The sequence below is a fragment of the Microcoleus vaginatus PCC 9802 genome (assembly GCA_022701275.1).
Classification (GTDB): Bacteria; Cyanobacteriota; Cyanobacteriia; order Cyanobacteriales; family Microcoleaceae; genus Microcoleus; species Microcoleus vaginatus_A.
The window spans coordinates 5197960-5219311 of record CP031740.1 but is presented as its reverse complement, the minus strand read 5'-3'; the positions used below and the strand labels follow the sequence as shown (position 1 = coordinate 5219311).

Annotated in this window: 17 protein-coding genes; 15 read left to right on the top strand and 2 right to left on the bottom strand. The window is 44.6% G+C overall.

The genetic code is table 11. The annotated features are described in order from the left end of the window. Positions 1-76: 76 nt before the first annotated feature. The 13 genes from D0A34_21445 (at position 77) to D0A34_21385 (ending at position 16031) form a co-directional block, all read left to right on the top strand. On the top strand, positions 77-1915 hold the full coding sequence (locus tag D0A34_21445) for a CHAT domain-containing protein (protein UNU21059.1): 1839 nt from the start codon (positions 77-79) through the stop codon (positions 1913-1915). 166 nt (positions 1916-2081) lie between these two features. Continuing rightward, complete coding sequence (locus tag D0A34_21440) at positions 2082-2663, top strand: hypothetical protein (GenBank protein UNU21058.1); 582 nt, start codon at positions 2082-2084, stop codon at positions 2661-2663. 608 nt (positions 2664-3271) lie between these two features. Further along, the gene (locus D0A34_21435; GenBank protein UNU21057.1) at positions 3272-5773 is read left to right on the top strand and encodes a glycosyltransferase; all 2502 of its coding nucleotides are present in this window, start codon (positions 3272-3274) and stop codon (positions 5771-5773) included. A gap of 148 nt (positions 5774-5921) precedes the next feature. Beyond that, positions 5922-6128, top strand: coding sequence for a hypothetical protein (locus D0A34_21430; protein UNU21056.1), 207 nt, complete (start codon positions 5922-5924; stop codon positions 6126-6128). Beyond that, positions 6058-6270, top strand: a complete 213-nt coding sequence (locus tag D0A34_21425; protein ID UNU21055.1) for a hypothetical protein — start codon at positions 6058-6060, stop codon at positions 6268-6270. The genes D0A34_21430 and D0A34_21425 overlap by 71 nt, the downstream gene beginning before the upstream one ends. Then, a complete protein-coding gene (locus D0A34_21420) occupies positions 6257-6403 on the top strand; it encodes a hypothetical protein (protein UNU21054.1) in 147 nt (48 codons plus the stop codon). The genes D0A34_21425 and D0A34_21420 overlap by 14 nt, the downstream gene beginning before the upstream one ends. Before the next feature lie 21 nt (positions 6404-6424). After that, positions 6425-6601 (top strand): hypothetical protein, encoded by a 177-nt coding sequence (locus D0A34_21415; GenBank protein ID UNU22404.1) that lies wholly within the window; start codon positions 6425-6427, stop codon positions 6599-6601. Positions 6602-6622: 21 nt separating this feature from the next. After that, positions 6623-6787, top strand: a complete 165-nt coding sequence (locus D0A34_21410; GenBank protein ID UNU21053.1) for a hypothetical protein — start codon at positions 6623-6625, stop codon at positions 6785-6787. Between the two features lie 216 nt (positions 6788-7003). Further along, positions 7004-7792, top strand: coding sequence for a hypothetical protein (locus tag D0A34_21405; GenBank protein ID UNU21052.1), 789 nt, complete (start codon positions 7004-7006; stop codon positions 7790-7792). Positions 7793-7879: 87 nt separating this feature from the next. After that, positions 7880-8734, top strand: coding sequence for a tetratricopeptide repeat protein (locus D0A34_21400; GenBank protein ID UNU21051.1), 855 nt, complete (start codon positions 7880-7882; stop codon positions 8732-8734). A 59-nt stretch (positions 8735-8793) separates the two neighbouring features. Then, positions 8794-10203 carry a hypothetical protein gene (locus tag D0A34_21395; protein ID UNU21050.1) on the top strand — a complete coding sequence of 470 codons (1410 nt, stop codon included), beginning with the start codon at positions 8794-8796 and terminating at the stop codon, positions 10201-10203. A 94-nt stretch (positions 10204-10297) separates the two neighbouring features. After that, positions 10298-10576: a hypothetical protein gene (locus D0A34_21390; GenBank protein UNU21049.1), complete on the top strand. Its 279-nt coding sequence runs from the start codon at positions 10298-10300 to the stop codon at positions 10574-10576. A gap of 112 nt (positions 10577-10688) precedes the next feature. Beyond that, a complete protein-coding gene (locus tag D0A34_21385) occupies positions 10689-16031 on the top strand; it encodes a GAF domain-containing protein (GenBank protein UNU21048.1) in 5343 nt (1780 codons plus the stop codon). A gap of 503 nt (positions 16032-16534) precedes the next feature. Here D0A34_21385 and D0A34_21380 read toward each other — a convergent pair. Together D0A34_21380 and D0A34_21375 are read right to left on the bottom strand one after the other, a co-directional pair. After that, on the bottom strand, positions 16535-17968 hold the full coding sequence (locus D0A34_21380) for a receptor ligand binding family protein (GenBank protein UNU21047.1): 1434 nt from the start codon (positions 17966-17968) through the stop codon (positions 16535-16537). 237 nt (positions 17969-18205) lie between these two features. Beyond that, positions 18206-18388: a hypothetical protein gene (locus D0A34_21375; GenBank protein ID UNU21046.1), complete on the bottom strand. Its 183-nt coding sequence runs from the start codon at positions 18386-18388 to the stop codon at positions 18206-18208. Positions 18389-19223: 835 nt separating this feature from the next. Between D0A34_21375 and D0A34_21370 the strand changes: the two genes are divergently transcribed. Both D0A34_21370 and D0A34_21365 read left to right on the top strand, forming a co-directional pair. Then, entirely contained in the window at positions 19224-20138 is a 915-nt protein-coding gene (locus D0A34_21370; protein UNU21045.1) for a heme A synthase, read from the top strand. 133 nt (positions 20139-20271) lie between these two features. Next, on the top strand, positions 20272-21249 hold the full coding sequence (locus D0A34_21365; GenBank protein ID UNU22403.1) for a protoheme IX farnesyltransferase: 978 nt from the start codon (positions 20272-20274) through the stop codon (positions 21247-21249). The last annotated feature ends 103 nt before the right edge of the window (positions 21250-21352 follow it).

Here is a 21352-nt window from a genome sequence, read left to right as displayed (position 1 = left end):
CGATCGCACCCCAAACCCGATAAACTACAAATAGAGAAACTCAATCCAACCCTATATCCAGAGTCGGTAGTTGTGAATGGCGCGCCCTGAAAGTCCTTGCCTCAGTATAGCGATCGCTCGCCTGAGAACCGCTGGGGCAAACCATTTTGCCACTTGGGTTCTACAAGCTCCCTATCCCAGCGGGTACGTTCACCACGACTGTATGTGGCCCGATACCCTATCTCAATCTTGGAAAGCTTGGCAGGAAATGTTTTCGCCCTCCGGGACAATTCACGAATTGCCCCTAAATCCTGATGGCAGTTTCGTCTCGCCGGAAAACAACCAGAATATACTGGCAGAAACTGAACAACGAAGTCCTCAGTCGCTAGACCTCGCTCCAGCGACGCCCTCTGTGCCGCTCCACCTCGGTCAACGGGGGTGGGCCGACAAAGGGGATCAGCATCCGCCTCGGCCACCGGCAAGCTACAGCAGCCGCCTGATGCAGCATTTGGGGATGAATCTTTGGCAGTGGCTGTTTGAAGGGCCGATTCAGGGTAGTCTCCAGGAAAGTAAAGGTATCGCGATCGGGCAAAATCTACCCCTGCGAGTGCGCGTAGACTTGCGCGAACCGTATTTAATTGCTTTGCCTTGGGAAATTATGCAGCCTCAAGCCGGTCAACCGGCAATTTCTCTGTCGCAACAACTGCTGTTCAGCCGCACTACCAGCAATGTTGAACCTTTGCCACCCCTGCAGCCTGCGGAGTCGCTCAACATTTTGCTAGTTTTGGGACAAGCAGAACCCGGCCGCGGTGCTAATTCTCAATTTTCTAGCAGCAATAACCGTCATTTGCAGTTGGGAGAAGAAGCACTCGCCTTAGCTGGCATTCTGGAAAGTGCTTTTGAAACCGACGACAGCGGCAAATATTCCGACATCAGCGTTCCGACTCGGGTCGATACTCTGATCGAACCTACTCCGGCGGAACTAATTTCTCGGCTGGAAACGCAAGCTTACAACATTCTGTTTTACGCCGGCCACGGAATCCCGGGCCCCGACGGCGGCTTGCTATTTTTGGGGCCGGAAACGGCGATTAATGGTACTGAACTGGCTCAGGTTTTAGTTCGGTGCCGCGTGACTCTGGCGGTGTTTAATGCCTGCTGGGGAGCTCAGCCGGCGGTGGAGAGGCTGCACTCAACTAACGGCCAGCAACAGGCGATCGCCCGCAGCAGTTTGGCTGAGGTACTGATCCATCACGGGGTGCCTGCGGTGTTGGGGATGCGGGACTCGATCGCCGATCGCGAGGCCCTGAGTTTTATCCAAACTTTTGCTCAAGCTTTGGCCGGACGGATGTCGATCGATCGGGCAGTCGCCGTCGCCAGACAGCAGTTACTAACGCTCTACAAGTTCAATCAACCGGCTTGGACGCTGCCTGTGCTGTATATGCACCCTGAGTTTGACGGTCAGCTAACTGAGCCGGTAGATGACCTGAAAACTGAATTGCCTTTAAATTCTTCTACTTGGCTGGGACGCTTGCCGTCTTGTGCTTATTTGCGGGGGCGCGATCGACCAAATGCCAAATCCACCGAATCGACCAATCAGGTTTGGCCGATTCGCGCAGGTATGGTTCGAGTCGGACGCTGGGAAGAAAACGACGTAGTGATTCGAGAACAGTGGGTTTCTCAAAAACACGCCGAGATTTTCTGCCGAAACACTATCGGAGATAGCCGGGGCGAACCTAGCTACTTCCTGCGCGATTTTTCTCGTTATGGGACTCTAGTTTTGGGGCATGAGGGATGGCAGAGAGTTCACCACCAAGAATTGCTGCTGCGATCGGGCACTCAGCTAAAATTTGGCAGTTCTCAAGGTCAGATTTTTGAGTTCACTATTGAGGTTCCTAAAACTTCGGGCTACAGTGAGACTGATTGCGGAACGAATTAAGGTGCGCGTGTAGTTAATGAAGGCAAGCGGCGAGTGGCACAGCAAAGTTCTGGGCGTTGAGTCTCCAATCTGAATTTAAAAGAGTTACTTACCACTGATAGCTCCCAACTAGCTCTTGGCACAGTCCCCCTTCTATATTTTCCTTTTCCCCCTGAGGTATTACATCATGGCTCCCCAATCTCCTGATTCTGAATATTTTCGCGACTCACAAACTCAGGCCCAGATGGAACTTCTCGCCACAATAGTTCAGACTGATGTTGCTTATCCCTGGAATCCTGCACAGCTTGAATCAGAATCTTATTTGGCTGCCCTAGAACAGGAATTTGCCCTATCTGATTCCTTCAGCGACAGCGATATTGCCCTGAAGTCGCAAGTTTTATTCTCGCAATTAGAACAAGTTTGGCTGACGACTGCTCTGCAAAAGTCTTTGCGCGAAAAATTTGCTCGCGTTCCTCAAGATTTTCTGGCCACCATCGCTCAAAGCGTGCAAAACGCAACTGTTAAGTATCAATCTTTAGCTGACCAAATGGTAGAGTGCGTGTTAGATATTTTGCCTCAGTGGGCTGAGGAAGATTTGCAGGTGTTGGCGCGTCCTTTGGCTTATGCCATGCGAGATATTGATTCGGAAGGGGTGGAATTGGTCACGGAGACTAAAAGACCTTGGGCCCAATTGTCGGAAATAGAGCAAGCGAGAGTTAGTTTGGCTGTCGCCCGCTATGCAATCTCGCAATTAGAAATTGCTGATTAGTTATTGGATGGCTGAGTTTTTGGGCTGCGATAGCGGTAATTTTTTTTAATTAATATAAAATTAATCTACCTTTAGTTAGATGTCAAATTCGTCTAATTTTTAACTCATAGGGATTGCTATAGTTTGATATAGCAATCCTATTTGATTTGTAGACAAGATAATTTTTTTTGAATTATAGCAAGCGCGCCCGACGTTTAGGACTGAGATGTTGCAGCATTTTCAATAAGCTTTTTAGGGGCGGCGTGCGAGAAACGCCCCACAAGAAATATTTTTTATTGTGGAACAGGCCCGAAAGCCTGTTGGTGACATTGCTGCAAGATGTAAGTTAGGACGTTCTTAATTGCTGAAATCCTTGCCGAAGATTGCTTCTGACTTCTCTCCTAGGTAACTAAAGCCTTTTTCCTTCTTCCTTCTGCTATATTGGGCCAGGTTGGGACTCGCTTAACAGTTTGGCAACAGCAAGCAAGATGAATTATCATACAATGGTCAGAATGTTAAAAAATGTAAATATAGTAATTGGGGTGTGTCGGAATTTTCAACTGAATTAAAAAGTGGACAGCAGGAAACCGTTACTGTTGCATGCACGATCGGGACTTTAAAATTATTTTATGACAACTTCAAGATTTGATCTTCAAGACTTGAAACGCCGCTTTTGGCGGATTTCGCGGGTGCCGGTGGCAACGTTAGTCGTGTTGGGGGCGGTTGCTTTCGCAGGTGCGATCGCCGGAGCCTGGTTTGCCCGTGAAGGTACAGTCAGCGGTATTTTTGCCACAATCAACACTTGGCAGCAAAACCCGCCTGTGTGGCTGCAAGTGCCTGCTACGAGCAAGATGTATTTGTTAGTGCCGACTATCGCGCTTGTCTCCGTTGCTTTAGCTGCAATTAAAATTTCGCCTCAACCGCAGAAATGGTCGCGCGCTGTAGTAGTTGCAATAGTTCTGGCTTTAACCATTCGCTACGTTTTATGGCGATCGCTCGCTACTCTAAATTTAACCGATCCCCTCAACGGTATCTTTAGTTTAGGGCTGTTTTTCCTAGAAATGCTACTGGTTTTCAACACCAGTATTCAACTATATTTAATGCTGAGAATGAAAGACCGGCGTCGAGAAGCCGATCGCATGGCAGTTGCAGTTGAAGCTGGAAACTTCACCCCGCCCGTAGATATTTTTATCCCAACTTACAACGAACCGGCTTTTATTTTACGGCGCACTGTAATCGGCTGTCAAGCTTTAGATTATGCCAACAAAAAAGTATATTTGCTCGACGATACTAAGCGCCCTGAAATCAAGTTGCTGGCAAAAGAACTGGGATGCGAGTATATAACCAGACCCGATAATATTCACGCCAAAGCTGGAAACATTAACCATGCCACAGGCCTAACTAATGGAGAACTAATTGTAGTTTTCGATGCAGATTTTATTCCCACTAAAAACTTTTTAACTCGAACAGTTGGATTTTTTCAAAATCCCGAAATCGCCCTCGTTCAAACACCGCAAAGCTTTTACAACCACGACCCCATCTCCCGTAATTTAGGTTTAGAAAATGTACTCGCGCCGGAAGAAGAAATATTTTACAGGCAAATTGAAATCATCAAAGACAGCGCCGACAGCGTGGTTTGTTGCGGTACATCTTTTGTAGTTAGGCGGAGTGCTTTAGAAGCAGCGGGAGGCTTGGTCACAGATTCAATCTGCGAAGATTATTTTACCGGAATTCGGCTGTCAGCAACCGGATATCGCTTAGTTTATTTAGATGAAAAATTGAGTGCTGGTTTGGCGGCTGAAAATATAGAGGCTCATCTAAATCAAAGGCTACGCTGGGCGCGAGGCACGCTTCAGGCATTTTTTATTGATTCCAATCCTTTAACAATTCGCGGTCTCACCTTCGTACAAAGGCTGTCTCATTTGGAAGGATTGCTGCACTGGTTTACCAGTTTAACCAAGGTTTTATATCTGTTGATACCTTTAGGTTATTCGTTTTTCGACATAATTCCTTTGCGGGCAAGTGCGCGGGAATTGCTGTACTTTTTCCTGCCTTACTATTTGGTGCAACTTACTGTGTTTTCTTGGCTGAACTGCAGATCGGGATCGGCTTTGCTTTCCGATATTTATTCGTTCGTCCAGTGTATTCCTTTAGGGGTGACGGTAGTGAGTTCCATGCTGAATCCCTTTGGGAAAGGGTTTCAGGTGACGCCAAAAGGAATTGCGAGCGATCGCTTTAGTTTTAACTGGAATTTGGGATGGCCTTTGATTGTCTTGTTCGCAGCTACAGCAGTCAGTTTGTGGCACAATTTACACATTAATTTAGTTAGAAATGTTGGCACCGTACAGTCAATATCAGAAAGTGCACATTTGTCAAAAGGAATGAGTTTGGGATGGATTTGGAGCGCTTACAACCTGCTGATGATCGGGATTGCATTACTGATTTTGGTGGATATTCCTAAGCCGGACATTTACGAATGGTTCAATTTACGCAGGGTTGTACAATTGAATATTGGCGGTCAAAGTTTTTGGGGTGTAACCACTGTAATTTCGGAAAGTGGCGCTGAAGTTGCTCTGACCCAGTGGCCAAGTTTTGCGGTGAAAAATAAAGGCAGTAAAGAGAGTTTTACAGCAGCAGAAATTTTGCCAAAATATGCCTTTGAGACAAGTTTATCGCAGGGTAAAATAAAAGCGGTTCCTCGAAGTGCGGCAGTCAAAGCAAGGAGATCGGTAGCGCCGTCCGTTATTGAGCTGGGCGCTGAGCGTCGTTTGGCAAAAGGTTTAATAGATTGCGATTCTGCGACTCTGGAAATTATGGAAGAGAAATGTTTTATTCCTGTGGCTAAGATTGAGTTGGTGAGCGATAAATCTCAGTTGGAGTCGAGTTTTCGGGATGGGAAAGAGTGCAGTTTTGTGGAATTTCCTACTGTGCGAATTGCGTTCGATCGCCTGAACATTAGCCAGCACCGCTGTTTGATCGAAATGCTGTACTGTCGCCCGGGCCAGTGGAAGCGGCAGGAAACTCCCGGAGAATGGCGATCGCTGTGGCTATTGTTGAGAATTGCTTTGAAACCGAGGGCTGTTTTTGAGAGGAATAGGCCAGTGAGGCCGATCGGAGTTTCGCAACTTTAGAGTCAATTTTTCCTAGTTGGGAATTTTGCACGGCTGATCTAGCAATCCTCGCATCATTTGTGAAATTCTTACGGACTCAGAGCGGGTTCGGGGAGGGTTGGGGTGGGGTAAAAATTTACGACTCCTGCAAGGATTGCTATATCAGCAGATGAAGGCTGAGGAATTTTTAGATTACCTTACCTCATATCTTTTAAGTAATCGTGCAAAAATATTTATACATTTTCAGTTAGCAAATAGAGAAAATTTTCAAGATTTGGATAGATTCTTGCGGTGGTTCTGCGCCCATGTCGGTTTGGGTTTGCAACTGCAATCAAATAGCAGAATATGGGGAGGCTCTATTTGGCAGCCCGGTTAGCTGCAAGATGTACTTCGAGCAGTATTTGCTACTCTCAACAACCAAACCCTTAGTGTTAGCTTTAGACGAGATCGATCGCTTGTTTGCCTATCCCAATTTGACGATCGACTTTTGCGGACTTTTGCGAACTGGGCACTCCTGAAGCCAAAAATCGGGGAATTGGGCGAAAACTCCGGTTAGTCGTGGTACACTCCACTAAGCTGTATATCCCGCTGAGCGCAAATAAATCGCCGTTTAATCTGGAATTACCGCCCTTTAATAGCGAGCAAGTGTAGAATTGGGCGAAACGGCAAGGACTGGATTGGTCAGCGGAAGATGCCCAGCAACTGACGGGTTTTGTAAACAGGAATACCTATTTAGTAGGGGTAAGTCTTGATCATATCGGGCGTGGGGATGTCACTCCAGAGCAAGTATTGCAAAACTCTCCCATCTCTGCCGGAATTTATAGCGATCGCCTAAAACGACAACTGTAAAACTTACAACAGCAGCCAGAGTTGCTGGCAGCCTTCGTGGGAGTTGTCAAAAGCAGCACACCTGTGGAGTTGTATTTAGTGGAGGAATTTAAGTTGGAAAGTATGGGGTTGCTAAATTTACAAGGCAATCTGGCGACGGTAAGTTGCGGGTTGTATAGAGAGTATTTTGGTGATCGTTTGAAGTAGGAGTCGATCAGATTTTTCAGGAAGACCGAGCGAGCAAGGCTAAGTTGTCATTTGTATCATGCTAGGTTGTTTTGCTTGCTTTGCTGTTATCCGAGCTGCAATAACAGCTAAAAGAGCGTAACAACTTACCTCTTAGCAGCTTTAATTATATAACTAGCAATTTGCGTTACTACCATAACTGAAACACATTTTGCGATCGCTTGGAGGAAGTTACATTTGAAAACGGGATCTTTAACTGTTGTCGGGACGGGAATTCAATTAGTTGGTCATCTGACCTTAGCAGCGAAGGCGTGGATCGAGCAAGCTGACAAAGTTCTGTTCGCCGTAGCCGATCCTGTTACTGCTAAATGGCTACAGACACTCAATCCCACCGCAGAAGCCTTACCTTACAATACCAACAATCAGCGGCGTAGAGAAACTTATCGAGAAATGGTCGATCGCATTTTGGCTGAAGTTCGTCAGGGGTTGAATGTTTGTGCTGTTTTTTATGGTCATCCCGGTGTCTTTGCTTACCCTACCCATGAAGCAATAAAACAGGCGCGTCACGAAGGCTTTCGGGCGCAAATGTTGCCAGGAATTTCAGCCGAAGATTGCTTGTTTGCAGACCTCGGTATTGACCCAGGACGCAATGGATGTCAAAGTTTTGAAGCGACAGATTTTCTGATTCGGCGGCGGAAATTTGACCCGACCAGTGCTTTAATTTTGTGGCAGATTGCGACGATCGGCAATCTGGGTTTTTATCAAGAAGAGATTCAATTGCGCGGTCTAAACGTGTTAGCTGAAGTTTTAGAAACATACTATGGTTCTGACCACGAAGTAATTGTTTACGAAGCAGCGGTTTATTACCCGGTTTGCGAGCCAGTTATCCAGCATATTCCTCTGTCTAAATTGGCTGAGATTCGTGTTACTCTAGTTTCGACACTTTATGTTCCGCCTCAAGCGCCTGCACCTGTAAACAGTGAAATGATGGCACGGTTGGGTATGTCTTTTGTTAAAGAAACTTAAGGTATTTTGCCAAGAGAATGTAGTAAAAAATACATTATTTTTCCAGCAGGCAAAAAGTGTATGTGTTAAAGGAGAAAAAATGTGGTAATGTCGCTTTATATAGAACAAAACCCCGACGATGCTAGGGCTCTGGCTCATCATGGTGAAAACCATCGGCTGACGGGACATTTTGAAGCAGCTTTAGACGATTTCAACCGATCGCTCGACTTGGAGCCTAACAATGCTTGGGCGATCGCACACCGGGGCGAAACTTATTATCTGATGAAACGCTATCAGGAGGCATTCGCAGATTTCAACCGCGCCATTGAACTGAACCCTGATTATAATTGGGCGATCGCACACCGAGGCGTAACCTACCGCTTTCTGGGAGAATCATATTACACAAAGGCACTGGCTGACTTGGATCGAGCAATTGAGCATCAGTCGGATTACGTTTGGGCGATCGCTTATCGCTGCCGCGTTTATGAGTTGATGAAGTGCTACAAGCAATCCCTGATTGACTTCGATCGAGCGATCGCCCTTGACGAAACCATATTTGTGAAAAATTGGCAAACGGAGAGAGGGTTGATCTTTTGCTATGACGGTCAATATTCCGAGGCGATCGCCTGTTGTGAACAGAGGTTGCAACAAATTGCTGATGACACGACAGCTTTATACTGTATCGCAGTATCAAAGGCGCGTTGGCAAGGAGTGGACAAAGCCGCAAGGGAAATCGAGCGATCGCGGACAGCATTGCTTTCTCAATGGGAAACGGGCGATCGGGGAGATATTCTCTACCGACTCAGCGGTTTAGCAATCTTGACAGGTAACTGCGAACAAGCATGGGAATATCTGCGAGAAGCTATTCCTATCAACGATGAAGCCATTGAGTTAGTCGGTCACGATCCAGCTTGGTTGGATTGGCGGGACGACCCGAGAACTCAGGCATTACTCGCTAGTTAAGTGTTTGAGAAAACAAATTTCAAGTAATTAAACATCAAGTGTCTTTTCAGGATAATTTTATGCAGATGGATATCAGCGATATGATGATGGCTCAACAAGCAGAAACTCTTCGCTTGTCAGGGGCTTACGAACAGGCGATCGAGATATTTGAACAACTCCAAATGTATCCTGACAATGCTTGGGTTAATGCTCACTTAGGAGCAACCTATTACCATTTGATGGATTATGGGAAAGCAAAACATTATTTAAAGAAAGCGATCGACAAAAACGATAGGTATTTCTGGGCTCATGCACAGCTAGGTGAAACCTATCGTCTTCGAGCAATTACGGAAAATAACAGAAGGCCAGAATATGTTGAAAAGGCGATCAAGCATTTCCAAAAAGCGCTTGACTCTAAACCACCAGAAGACAGTAACTATGCCTGGGCATTAGCTCACTTGGGGGCAACCCATCGCCTGTATATAACTAAAGGTATCATCCACTTCCTGAAGGAGCCGATATCTCAGCAACCTAATCCAGAAAATTCTTGCGGAAAAGAAAACATAAAACAACACGCAAAAGACGCTTTGAAATGCCTTAATAGAGCGATTGAACTCATGCCTACATACGCTTGGGCATGGGGTATGCGATCGACAGTTTACAGATTGACTCAAGACTACAAAAATTCATTCTGGGATTTGGGAGTTGAAGCTGTAATAGCTCCCAGTATGGAGATTATGCAACAGTCTTCTTCTCCCGTTCCATTCTTGAAAAGTGGCAGGGTAAATCTTTACGAACACGCTTTCTTGTCTTTTTATTTGACCAAGGAACACTCAGACCCAGAGGATAAAAAAACACACTACATTAGGGCGATCGCTTTTCTCCAACAAGCTTTAATACTTAGTCCAGGGGACTTGATGGCTAAGCTAATTCTCACCATAATTGAGGCTAACCAAAAGAAGGAAGAAAGAGGGTCATTAAAACCAAACGACATTAAAAAGATTCAAAGAAAATTAGAGCAGTTTTTTGAAGATACAGAAGTGGAGTTTTGTCACAAATTTAAAAAGGTATTACGACATCAAATTAATGTTCCAGAACCCTCAGTTAGTATAGAACAGTTGAAATGGATAAATAGTCATGCTGAGGAGGGACATAAATTAAAGAAGCTTGTTTTAGAAGATGTGATAAAACAACCTGATTTAGGTGTAAAAAAAACAGAGGCACAATTATGGCTATGGGAAAACTTTGCACTGACAGAGATGTGGAGTTATATTCTTTTCTTTCTTGCCGAAGTAAGCCATCTTCTGGGAAACAAAAGTAATATTGGTACAGAAACGGCTTATCTAGAGCTTGCATTCCTCATCAATCCTTACTACGTTACAGAAAGGCTTTATCAAACTCCAGTGTTTTCACATGAAGACAGAGTAAAGATATTTAAAAAGTTGCACGATGATGGAATAGTGTTAAAATTTTCTGAACCCAATCAATGAAACCCTTAATTGCCAGAAAATCAACTGAAAAAATCAATGACGATTAGTTTAGTTCTTCACTGTTCGCGACCTTAGAGATTTAGGAGAATATCCCATGAGTAACCTATTGGATTTGTTAACAGATTTAGCACTTGACACGAAGAAACAAAGTGCTTTCCTCAACAACCCCAGTTCCTTAATGGAAGAAATGGGTTTAACTGAAGCAGAACAGACTGCAATGATGAGCGGTGAAAACGCTAAAATTACAGCACTTTTTGCTGAGGAACGAGTTACGTTTGCTATTACTGTGTTCGATCCCGGACCCGATCCCTTGCCAGATCCAGACCCTTTTCCTCCTTCTCCACCGCCAGACCCCAAACCTGACTCTGAATAGGATGTGGGATTGAAGTTAAATTACTCATCATTGTCTACACTTGGGAAAGTAGATTGATATTTCCTCATCTCAAACCGCACTTGTTGCGGTTTTTTATCCTCAAAACATAAGTATGCAAAATTACCAAATTACTGAAAAACTGCATGAGAGCAGTAACTCCTTAGTCTATCGCGGATATCGGCAAGCAGACAATCTGCCTGTTATCCTCAAAATGCTCAAAGAATCCTATCCTTCACCTGAAAAAATTGCCTGGTTTAAGCGAGAGTATGAAATAACCCAAAACATTAATTTATCAGGCGTAATAGATGTTTACAGCTTCCAAAACATAGAAAATCAGTGGGTAATTGCGTTAGAAGATTTTGGTGGCGAATCCCTCAATTATATAATCGTTAAGAAACAATTTACAATTGCTGAATTTCTCCATCTTGCAATTGAAATTGTTGACATTCTCGGTCAGGTTCACCAGCAGCACATCATTCATAAAGATATTAACCCATCAAATATTGTTTTAAATCAGCAGACAGGTAAGCTGAAGCTAATTGATTTTGGAATTTCTACAACCCTGTCGCGAGAAAACCCAAGTTTTCTTAACCCGAACGTATTAGAAGGAACGGTGGCTTATATCTCGCCAGAACAAACAGGTCGCATGAATCGAACAATCGATTACCGCACTGATTTTTACTCGTTGGGGATAACTTTTTATGAATTACTAACCGGACAGTTACCTTTCCCCACCAATGATGTTTTGGAATTAGTGCATTGTCATATTGCTAAACAACCTATCCCACCGCACGAAATTAAACCAGAAGTTCCACCTATTATTTCGGCGATCGTATTGAAATTAATGGCAAAAAATGCTGAGGAACGCTATTTATCAGCATATCAGCTAAAGGCCGATTTACAAGAATGTCTCAGACAGTGGCAGAGCAAAGAGCAAATTGACCCTTTCCCGATTGATCGGCACGAGATTTCCGATCGATTTCAAATTCCGCAAAAACTGTACGGGCGAGAGCGGAAAATTTCTGCCCTATTAGCTGCTTTCGAGCGAGTCAGCCAAGGAACCAGCGAAATGATGCTGGTTTCAGGATATTGTGGGATTGGAAAAACTGTATTAATACAAGAAATATATAAGCCGCTGACTCGCCAACGCGGTTATTTTATTTCTGGTAAGTTTGACCAATTTCAACGAGATACTCCCTACGCATCCTTAATTCAGGCATTTCGTTCGTTAGTGCGGCAGTTACTAACAGAAAGCGATGCAGAAATTAGCAAATGGCGAGAGAAACTCCAAGCAGAATTAGGGGAAGCTGGAGGGGTAATCGTTGAAGTTATTCCTGAAGTAGAACTAATTATTGGTTCGCAACCACCCCTACCAGATCTCCCGCCAGCAGAACAGAGAAATCGCTTTAATCGGGTTTTGCAAAAATTTATTAATATATTCACACAACTCGAACATCCCTTAGTAATTTTCTTAGACGACTTACAGTGGGCAGATAGAGCCTCGCTAGAATTAATTCAACTGTTGATGACAGTAGCCGATAATAAATATCTATTTCTAATTGGTGCATATCGGGATAATGAAGTAAGCGAAGCACATCCGCTAACTCAAATTTTGGAAAATATTGCCAAAGCAAAAGTAACAACCATTAATAAAATATTTTTGACACCTTTAGCCTTAACCGATATTACGCAACTTTTAGTTGATACGCTTTTTGCGGAATCAAAAAATGCTAAGCCACTTGCCAAATTGCTCCAGCAAAAAACTGGTGGTAATCCGTTTTTTATCAATGAATTCTTAAAATCCCTGCATTCTGAAGCATGGTTATATTTTAACTACGAATCTCAGAAATGGCAGTGGGACTTAGAACAAATAAAAGCGCAACCAATTACAGATAACGTTTTAGATCTGACGAGCAAAAATGTAAAAAAACTCCCGACAGCAACTCAGGCAGTATTAAAATTAGCAGCTTGCGTGGGGAATCAGTTTGACTTGAAAACACTGGCGATTATATACGAAAAATCTCTCCAAGAAACAGCAACAGATTTACGGTCAGCACTCCAATCCGGTCTAATTATACCCCTCAGCCATGCCTATCAGTTGGCGGAACTTGATGTAGCAGGTTTGTCCGATCAGTTAGTTGCAGAATACAAATTTGCTCACGATCGCATTCAACAAGCAGTTTACTCTCTCATCTCCGAACCTGATAGACAATCAGTACATCTGCGCGTGGGCAGGTTGTTACTTCAAAATACACCATCTGAAGAAGTGGCACAGAAGCTGTTTGATATTGTCAATCAGTTGAACAAAGGCCGAGCGCTGATAGATCAACAAATAGAGCGATACGAGTTAGCTCAATTAAACTTACAGGCAGGTAAAAAAGCCAAATCTTCAGCGGCTAGTCAACCAGCTTTCAATTACCTTCAGATTGGCTTAAGTTTGTTAAATAAAAAGAGTTGGTCGCAGCAGTACAACCTTACCTTAGATTTGCATTTAGAAGCAGCAGAAACAGCTTATACAATTGCTAACTACGATGAAATGGAGCGCTTAGCTGGGGTAGTTTTGCAAAAAGCCCAAACGCTGTTAGAAAAAGTAAAAGTCTATGAAGTCAAGATGCAAGCTTATTGCGCCCAAACTAAATTCCTAGAGGCGATCGACATTGGGCTAGAAGTTCTGAAATTACTTGGGGTAGAATTACCGCAACGACCGAACCAATCCGATCTGGCACAAGAGATGGAGCAGATAAAATCTGCTTTAGCGGGCAGGCAAGCCCAGGATCTAATCGACTTACCGCAAATGACCGACCCGTATAAACTAGCAGCTATGCGGGTGATGAACTACTTGTTGGGTCCTGCGTTCATAGCAATGAATCAACTGAGCTTATTAATTTGGTGCCGACAGGTGAATTTATCGATTCAGCATGGTAATGCTGCTAGCTCTGCTTTACCGTATATAGGTTACGGAATGATCCTCTGCTCGTCAGGAGAGCTTGACACTGGCTATCAGTTTAGTCAACTTGCTTTGAAGCTACTGGATCGATTCAAAGATAGAACATTTAAAGCAAGAATTTATGCAATATATAAGACATTTATCAAGCATTGGAATGAACCGCTCAAAGACACATCTTCTTTGTGCATGGAAGCTTATCAATGTGCGATAGAAACAGGAGATCTTGAATATGCTGCTAGTATTACCCTTAGCTATGCTTACGCTTTGTACCTCAGCGGTGTGGAGCTGATCGATGCCAAGAAAGAAATGGCGAAAGCCCTTGAATTTACTTATCAAACTCAACAGGAAGCATACATTCATTGGGGTAAAATCTCTATGCAGGCGATCCTGAACATGGGGGAACAAGTAGAAAATCCCTGCTGTTTGATTGGTGAAGTATACGACGAACAAAAGATGATACCCGTTCATCAAGCAGGTGGCGATAGAACTGGGCTCATGCACGTTTATTCACATAAAGTTATCCTCTGTTATCTTTTCGAGGAATTTCAGCAAGCTGTGGAGAATGCAGACCGCTTTGAAGAATACTCAGCTAATGCAGGCTCCTTTTTTATTCTCCCTGTTGTCTATTTGTATGATATGTTAGCCCGACTAGCGCTCTATCCTAATTCCTCAGAAACAGAAAGAGAAGAAATCCTGACAAAGGTTGCTGGTAAACAAGAAAAAATGGAAACATGGGCAAAGCAAGCTCCCATGAATTACCTGCACAAATTCTATCTAGTAGAAGCGGAACGCGATCGCGTATTAGGCAACGATAAGGATGCCAGAGAATATTACGATAAAGCCATCATCTTAGCCCGCGAAAATGAATATCTCAACGAAGAAGCCCTCGCCTACGAACTAGCAGGCAGGTTTTATTTAGGCAGAAATCAAAATCATGTTGCCCGTCACTACCTGCAAGATGCCCACTATGCTTATCAGCGCTGGGGGGCTATAGCTAAGGTAAAAGATTTAGAAGGGCGATACCCGCAGTTTTTAGCCATTCAGTCGCTTGGTTCAACCCGAACAGATACTGAAAATAATATCATCAATCCCATCACCACAACTGGTAGCAATTCCGGCGAAGCACTGGATTTTGCCGCAGTAATGAAAGCATCCCAAGCTATTTCCGGTGAAATCGTTCTCGAACAATTGTTAAACCAGGTGATGAAAACTGTAATTGAAAACGCAGGCGCTCAAAAAGGTTTTCTGATTCTGGATAAAGGCGGCAATTGGGCGATTGAAGCCGAAGCAGCCGTAGAATGCGAGATCATTACCATTATGCAATCCATTCCGGTAGATTCTGTAGATCCTGCAACTGGAATTCCCCTACTGTCAACCGCCATAGTTAACTACGTCGCTCGCAGCCACGAAAATGTAGTATTAAATAACGCCACCGATGAAGGACTATTTACTGGGGATTCTTACATTACCGCAACTGGGCCCAAATCGATCCTCTGCACCCCCCTACTCAATCAAGGCAAACTAGGTGGCATTCTATACTTAGAAAATAATTTGGCGATCGGTGCATTTACCTCGGAAAGAGTCGAAACTTTAAAAATCATTGCGGCTCAAGCTGCGATCTCTATTGAAAATGCAACTCTCTACGAAAAATTAGAAGATTACAACCGAACTTTAGAGCAAAAAGTAGAAGATCGCACCGCACAGTTAGCCCAGGCTAATGCAGAAATATTGGTTTTGAACGATCGGCTAAAAGTAGAAAACCTTCGCATGAGTGCCGAACTAGACGTAACCCGCCGCCTGCAACAAATGATTTTGCCTCAACAGCAGGAATTAGAGTCAATTGCAGGGCTAGAAATTGCTGCATTTATGGAGCCGGCTGATGAAGTTGGCGGCGACTACTACGACGTACTAAATTACGGCGGTAAAGCCACAATTGGCATCGGCGATGTGACAGGACACGGTTTAGAAAGCGGCGTGTTAATGATTATGGCGCAAACAGCAATTCGCACTTTGTTGGTTCACAATGAAACCGACCCAGTTAAATTATTGCAGACAGTCAACCAAACGCTTTTTGACAACGTAGAACGCATGAAGTCCAGTAAAAATATGAGCCTTTCTTTGCTGGAATACCGGGACAACACCCTGCGTTTGAGCGGACAGCACGAAGAGGTGATTGTCGTGCGTTCCAGTGGCGAAGTAGAGCGGATTGATACCATGGACTTAGGCTTCCCGATCGCCTTGGAAGCAGATATTGCCGATTTCATTGCTTCTAGTGAAATACACTTAAATTCGGGGGATGTTGTCGTACTCTATAGTGATGGAATTACGGAAGCTTTTAATATGAAGGAAGCTCAGTACGGTATCGAGCCATTGATTGAAGTTATTGCCCTTAACAGGGGACAGTCAGCAGCAGAAATCAAGCAAGCTGTTATTGACGACCTGCGGCGATACATCGGGGAACAAAAAGTATTTGATGACATTACTTTGGTAGTAATCAAACAGAAGTAAGTATGGAAGAATTTAGTTGAGGAATGATACCGAGAACACGGCACTGCCTTTCGTCGTGTCAACTTAAGCTTTTAGTTTATCAGTCCTCCCGCCTATCCGGCAGTCCGCCAGGGGTTGAAACCCCTGTCTAATAGCTAAAGTCCTCGCTATGAGGACTCATGAGTTTAAAAAATTTTCTTCTCAGTCCTCTGGAGAGGACTTTAGCTTTGAGGCCGGGAATTCATTCCCTGTCGGACTGTCGGACTACCTGTTTAACGTTAAGTTGACACCAATGGGCACTCGCGGTGTCTCGACGGTCAAATAATCAAGAACACTTAATGATAGATGTAATTCTCACCCGATTAATTGTAGGCAAATGGCACTGCCGTGTCCTGATTGGGGGTAATATTAATTCCGATGCAAGCGGATTTGATATAATTACTCATCTTGTTAGGATTTCTGCTGGATAACTCAGAGAACTTATTACTGAATGTTATCACCTAATTTTCCTGTTAGCAAATAGTTTATAAACCGGATATCGGCACAAACTCGTAACCGTAACTGGTGCGATTTCCGGGTTTAACAGTTACTAATTGGACAGCTCGATTGCGATCGCCCGAAGGTAAAAACCGAATCGGGCCGGAGGCTCCATTTGCCGAAAAATCTGAGGCCGATAAAGCTTGTTGAATGCCTGTACGAGTCGGATTGCGCCCTAAACCGGCAATTAACGCCAGGGTCGCATCGTAGGCTAAAGCTGTGCGCCAACTTACTTCAGCATCCCAAAGTTGTTTGGATGTTTGGGGAAAGTTTGACTGCGGATCTGCGAGAATGTGCCAAGGAACAGCCAGCACCATATCTGTTGCTCCTGCGCCACCGATTTGCAGTGTTTTAGCACTATAAGCACCGTCTCCCGCTAGTAACGGCAGCCGCTTGGCGTTTACTTGCACTACTTGCAAAGCTTGGTCGATCGTGGCTGAATTGGATGCTAACATAATCACTTCTGCTCCTTGGGCGATCGCACTTTTAACGCTATCGGCAGCATTAAAATTGCCATTAGCAAAGTCAAATTCCGATACTATTTGTCCTCCATCTCCGTAAATAGCAGTGGTGAATTCATCTTTTAAAGATTTGCTGTAACTGCTGGCAGAATTGAAAAATACAGCAGCTTTTTGCTTTTGCAATTTTCCCACCATATAGCGGGAAAGAGCATTAGCCGCAAACCGATCGCTCGGCACTGTCCGAAATATATTGTTGCCAACTCCTGAAAGCTGCACAGAGGTACTTGTCGGAGAAATTGCTACTAATTGTTTTTGCTGGTAAATCTTGCTGGCTGCTAGCGTTGTATCTGAACCAAAATGCCCGATTACTCCTAAAATTTCCGAGTTATTTGCTAAAGCACTGGCAATTTGTGCAGCCATTTCTGGGTTGTTGTCATCGTTAGCAATTAGGACTTTTAATGGAGTGCCACTAATGCCGCCGCTTTGGTTGATTTCATTTTGAGCTTGAGCTACGCCCCGCATAATTTCTAGAGCAGCATTGATATCGCCGCCAATGGGAACTGCTGCGGCAATTGTGTATGATTTTAGATCCCCGATGCGGGCGTTGTTGAGGTAAATTAGTGCTTCTGGATCGTTGCGATTGGTTTTCAGCGAAGCTTGTAAGTCGGAAATAGCTGCGTTATAGTTGCCAGATGCGATCGCCTGTACTGCTGCTTGTTTGGTTGTTGTTGCTCGCTCTGGAAGTAACAGTTTTTGGCCAGCACTCAGACGCTGCCCTATTGCCTCCTCTGACTGCGGCGAATTCCCCGTCGCAGAGTTGGGAAATGTCTGATTTTGGGGTGATAAACCTCCGAGATTGATGCCGCCTCGGCTTGTCAGCCACCAAATACCTGCACCGGCTAGCCCGATCGTAATTAGGAGCGATAATACCAGAACAGCGGTTTCGTTTTTTTGGGACATGGGGGCAGAATTTTAGATTTTAGGTTTTAGATTCAAAGAAGGAAGGAAGTTCGGCAACGAGTAATGTACGGGATGTAGCGCATTTAATAAGAAGTTTTCCTTCATTCAATAATTTATGTAGCAATTATTCTAATTGTTCTACTGGAAGATAGATGATTTTTGGCTGACATATACATATATTTTAGCGCTTGGTAATTTATTTCTACTTGGTATTCTACAATCTAGCTGCGTAGCAGCTTAGATGCCAGTGAGGTTGACTGTGATACTTGGGGATTGTCCCGTCTCTGAGGGTTTGGCTTCTTCGTCGTATTTGGCGCTGCTGGGGGTGGGAGGCATTTCTGGCGTGATTTCTGGTGCTGTTTCAGGCACCGCGTCTCCTGAGCCTGCGCTCAGCGGGGGTGCGATCGGGGTGTTGTACAATTTGAGGATGATTCTTGTGGGGAATAGGGGTTAGCGTCCCGCCTGCTGTGAAAATACACGCCTTCGGGCGACGAGATCCCATCCCACAAAACAATCAAAATCCCCCCGCTATTATGCAACGCCATAAATAGGGCTGTGGCGATCGCGATCGTGACGTTATAAAAGCCTCTACCATCGGTGCTTATTCTGAGGCTTGCTGTGGCATCAGGTGGTTGTTTTGACCGTAGCACAACCTGATTGCTGCGATCGCTATGCCGTCATCTTAGGACCACCAGCGAAGCCGGTATTTTTCCTGTTTCTTTTTCCATCGTTGAACAGCTTGCTCGCGCCTATGACGCCTGGAGTAAAGAGTCGCTGGCTTATAGCTTGCTTAACTTGTTGACTGCCGTTTTATTTGCCGTCATACTTCCTACTAGGGTAGAACAATCAGCTAAATATAGTTTGTTGGGAATCTACTTTATAGGTTTTTTTATATTGCTTAGTTTTTTGTAAAAATTTTTGAGCGTTTCATATCACAATTATTTGATAAATGGTTTTTCTTAATTAAATCTTTATTTTTCCGTGCAATCTCGACTGTGGGGGAGTTCTTAACGATCCAGGGGCGGGGAAAGATTAAAGTTTTTTTAAGTTTGACAAAATAAAGGACATCTTTTGTAATATAAAGAAGAAAGTTGAAAAAAATATAAAGACAAACTAATTGGATAAAAGTGTCGCTAAGGTAGTAAAAATGACGGTTGGTCAGAGAAAAAGAGTGTTAAGCTCGGCTAAGCTCAGTCAAAGCAAAACCTCGATATTTAATTAAGTTCGATCGATAACAAAGGCTAAGGTAAATTCCATGGCAAACTCAGTTTTAAATCAGCCAAACGCAGCAGCAGGAGTGCAGTGGCAGCCAAAAGATATTATCCGCGGCCTAGTGTGGAAAATTGCGATCGCAACCTGGCTGTTAATGGCTGTAGGCAGCGCCACGCGAGTCATGAATGCGGGGCTCGCTTGCCCCGACTGGCCGCTGTGCTACGGTCAATTAATACCTGCAGCGCAAATGAATTTGCAGGTATTTCTGGAATGGTTTCACCGGTTGGACGCAGCAGCGATCGGCTTAAGCGCGATCGCACTTTTAGGACTATCTTTGTTTTACCGCAGCCGCCTGCCAAAATGGCTGCCTTGGGCGAGCGCTGGGGCAGTATTTTTAATTGTTTTTCAAGGCGTATTGGGCGGCTTGACAGTAACACAACTGCTCAGATTTGACATCGTTACCGCTCACTTGGGAACAGCTTTACTGTTTTTTGGCGCCCTGCTAGTCATCGGTTTCATGCTGACTCCCTACGAAGCTACAGGAAATGTCGGCAAATTGGCTTGGGTAAGTTCGATCGCAGTATTGTTAGTTTACCTGCAAAGTTTGCTAGGAGCATTAGTAGGCTCTAGATGGGCACTGCACCAATGTTTGGACTCCTCAGAATTGTGCTCGGTAATGAACAGCCACATCGCCGGTATCGTACCAGCTACAGCAGCGACTTTAGCCGTAGCAGTCATGGCTTGGCGGCAGCCTGCACTCAGTCCAAATTTGCGAAAACTGGCTAATTGGGCGAGTGTTTGCCTAATTGCTCAATTAGTTCTGGGATTAGCAACTTTCCGGCTGCACCTTCAGGTAGAACCGCTGACAGTCGCCCACCAAGCAGTCGGTGCTGCTTTGCTGGGAACCCTGATAGCTTTTAGTGTTTTAGCTTGGCGCGATCGAGTTTTATCAGCTTGAGAGATAAGACTAAAGTAAGAGGCGGCGGGTTTATTAATCCTTGTAGCTACAGCAAATATTTCTCGTAAAACCCGCCCCTACAACCTAATGACTAATGACGAATTCGCAAATAATTACTAACAGCTTACAACCGATGCAAGAAATCCTTACCAACGACAGGCCCCGCCTCCACGAAAACTTTTCGCAAGTCGTGAAAAGTTACTATCAACTAACAAAACCCAGAATTATTTTACTGCTGCTAATCACCACCTCAGCAGGAATGTGGATGGCGGCAAAAGGAGAAGTAGACCCGCTATTGCTGGTATCAACTATTACTGGAGGCGCTTTAGCTTCCGCCTCGGCGAATACGATTAATTGTGTCTACGACAGTGACATCGATTATATTATGGAGCGCACCCGGTGGCGGCCGATTCCTTCCGGGCGTGTGAAGAAGCGGGATGCTTTGATATTTGCGATCGCCCTAGCTACAATATCCTTTACATTGCTCACAGTTGTTGCCAACTTATTAGCCGCATTGCTAGCAATGTCAGGCATCGTTTTCTATGTCCTAATTTACACCCACTGGCTGAAGCGTCACAGCGTGCAAAACATCGTCATCGGCGGTGCAGCAGGGGCGATTCCCCCGCTAGTTGGGTGGGCTGCGGTGACGGGAGATTTGAGTTGGGGTGCGTGGCTGCTGTTTGGGATTATATTCCTGTGGACACCGCCGCATTTTTGGGCGTTAGCAATGATGATTCGCGATGAATACAAGGAAGTAGGCGTCCCGATGTTGCCGGTAATTGAGGGCGACGAGGCCACAGCCCGCCAAATTTGGATTTACACGCTATTGATGATTCCTGCAACTTTGCTGCTAGTTTATCCCCTGCATTTAGCGGGCGCGGTGTATGCGGGAACAGCTATTTTCCTCGGTGCTATTTTTGCCCAAAAAGCTTGGTTGCTGTTGCAGACTCCAGAGGATAAGAAAGTTGCGCGATCGCTCTTCAAATACTCTATTCTGTACCTGATGCTATTGTGCGCGGGAATAGTCGTTGACAGTTTGCCTGTGACTCATAATTTTACTACTGCTGTTGTACAAAATGTGCAAACTTTGATTAGTGCGGTGGTGATGTAGTCTGCTGTTAGAGCCCCGACTTCTTGAAGAAGTCGGGGCTCTGAGTATTTAGCTATTTTTCAAGTATTTACCCAAAAACTCTAACTGGTTCACCATTTCCTCT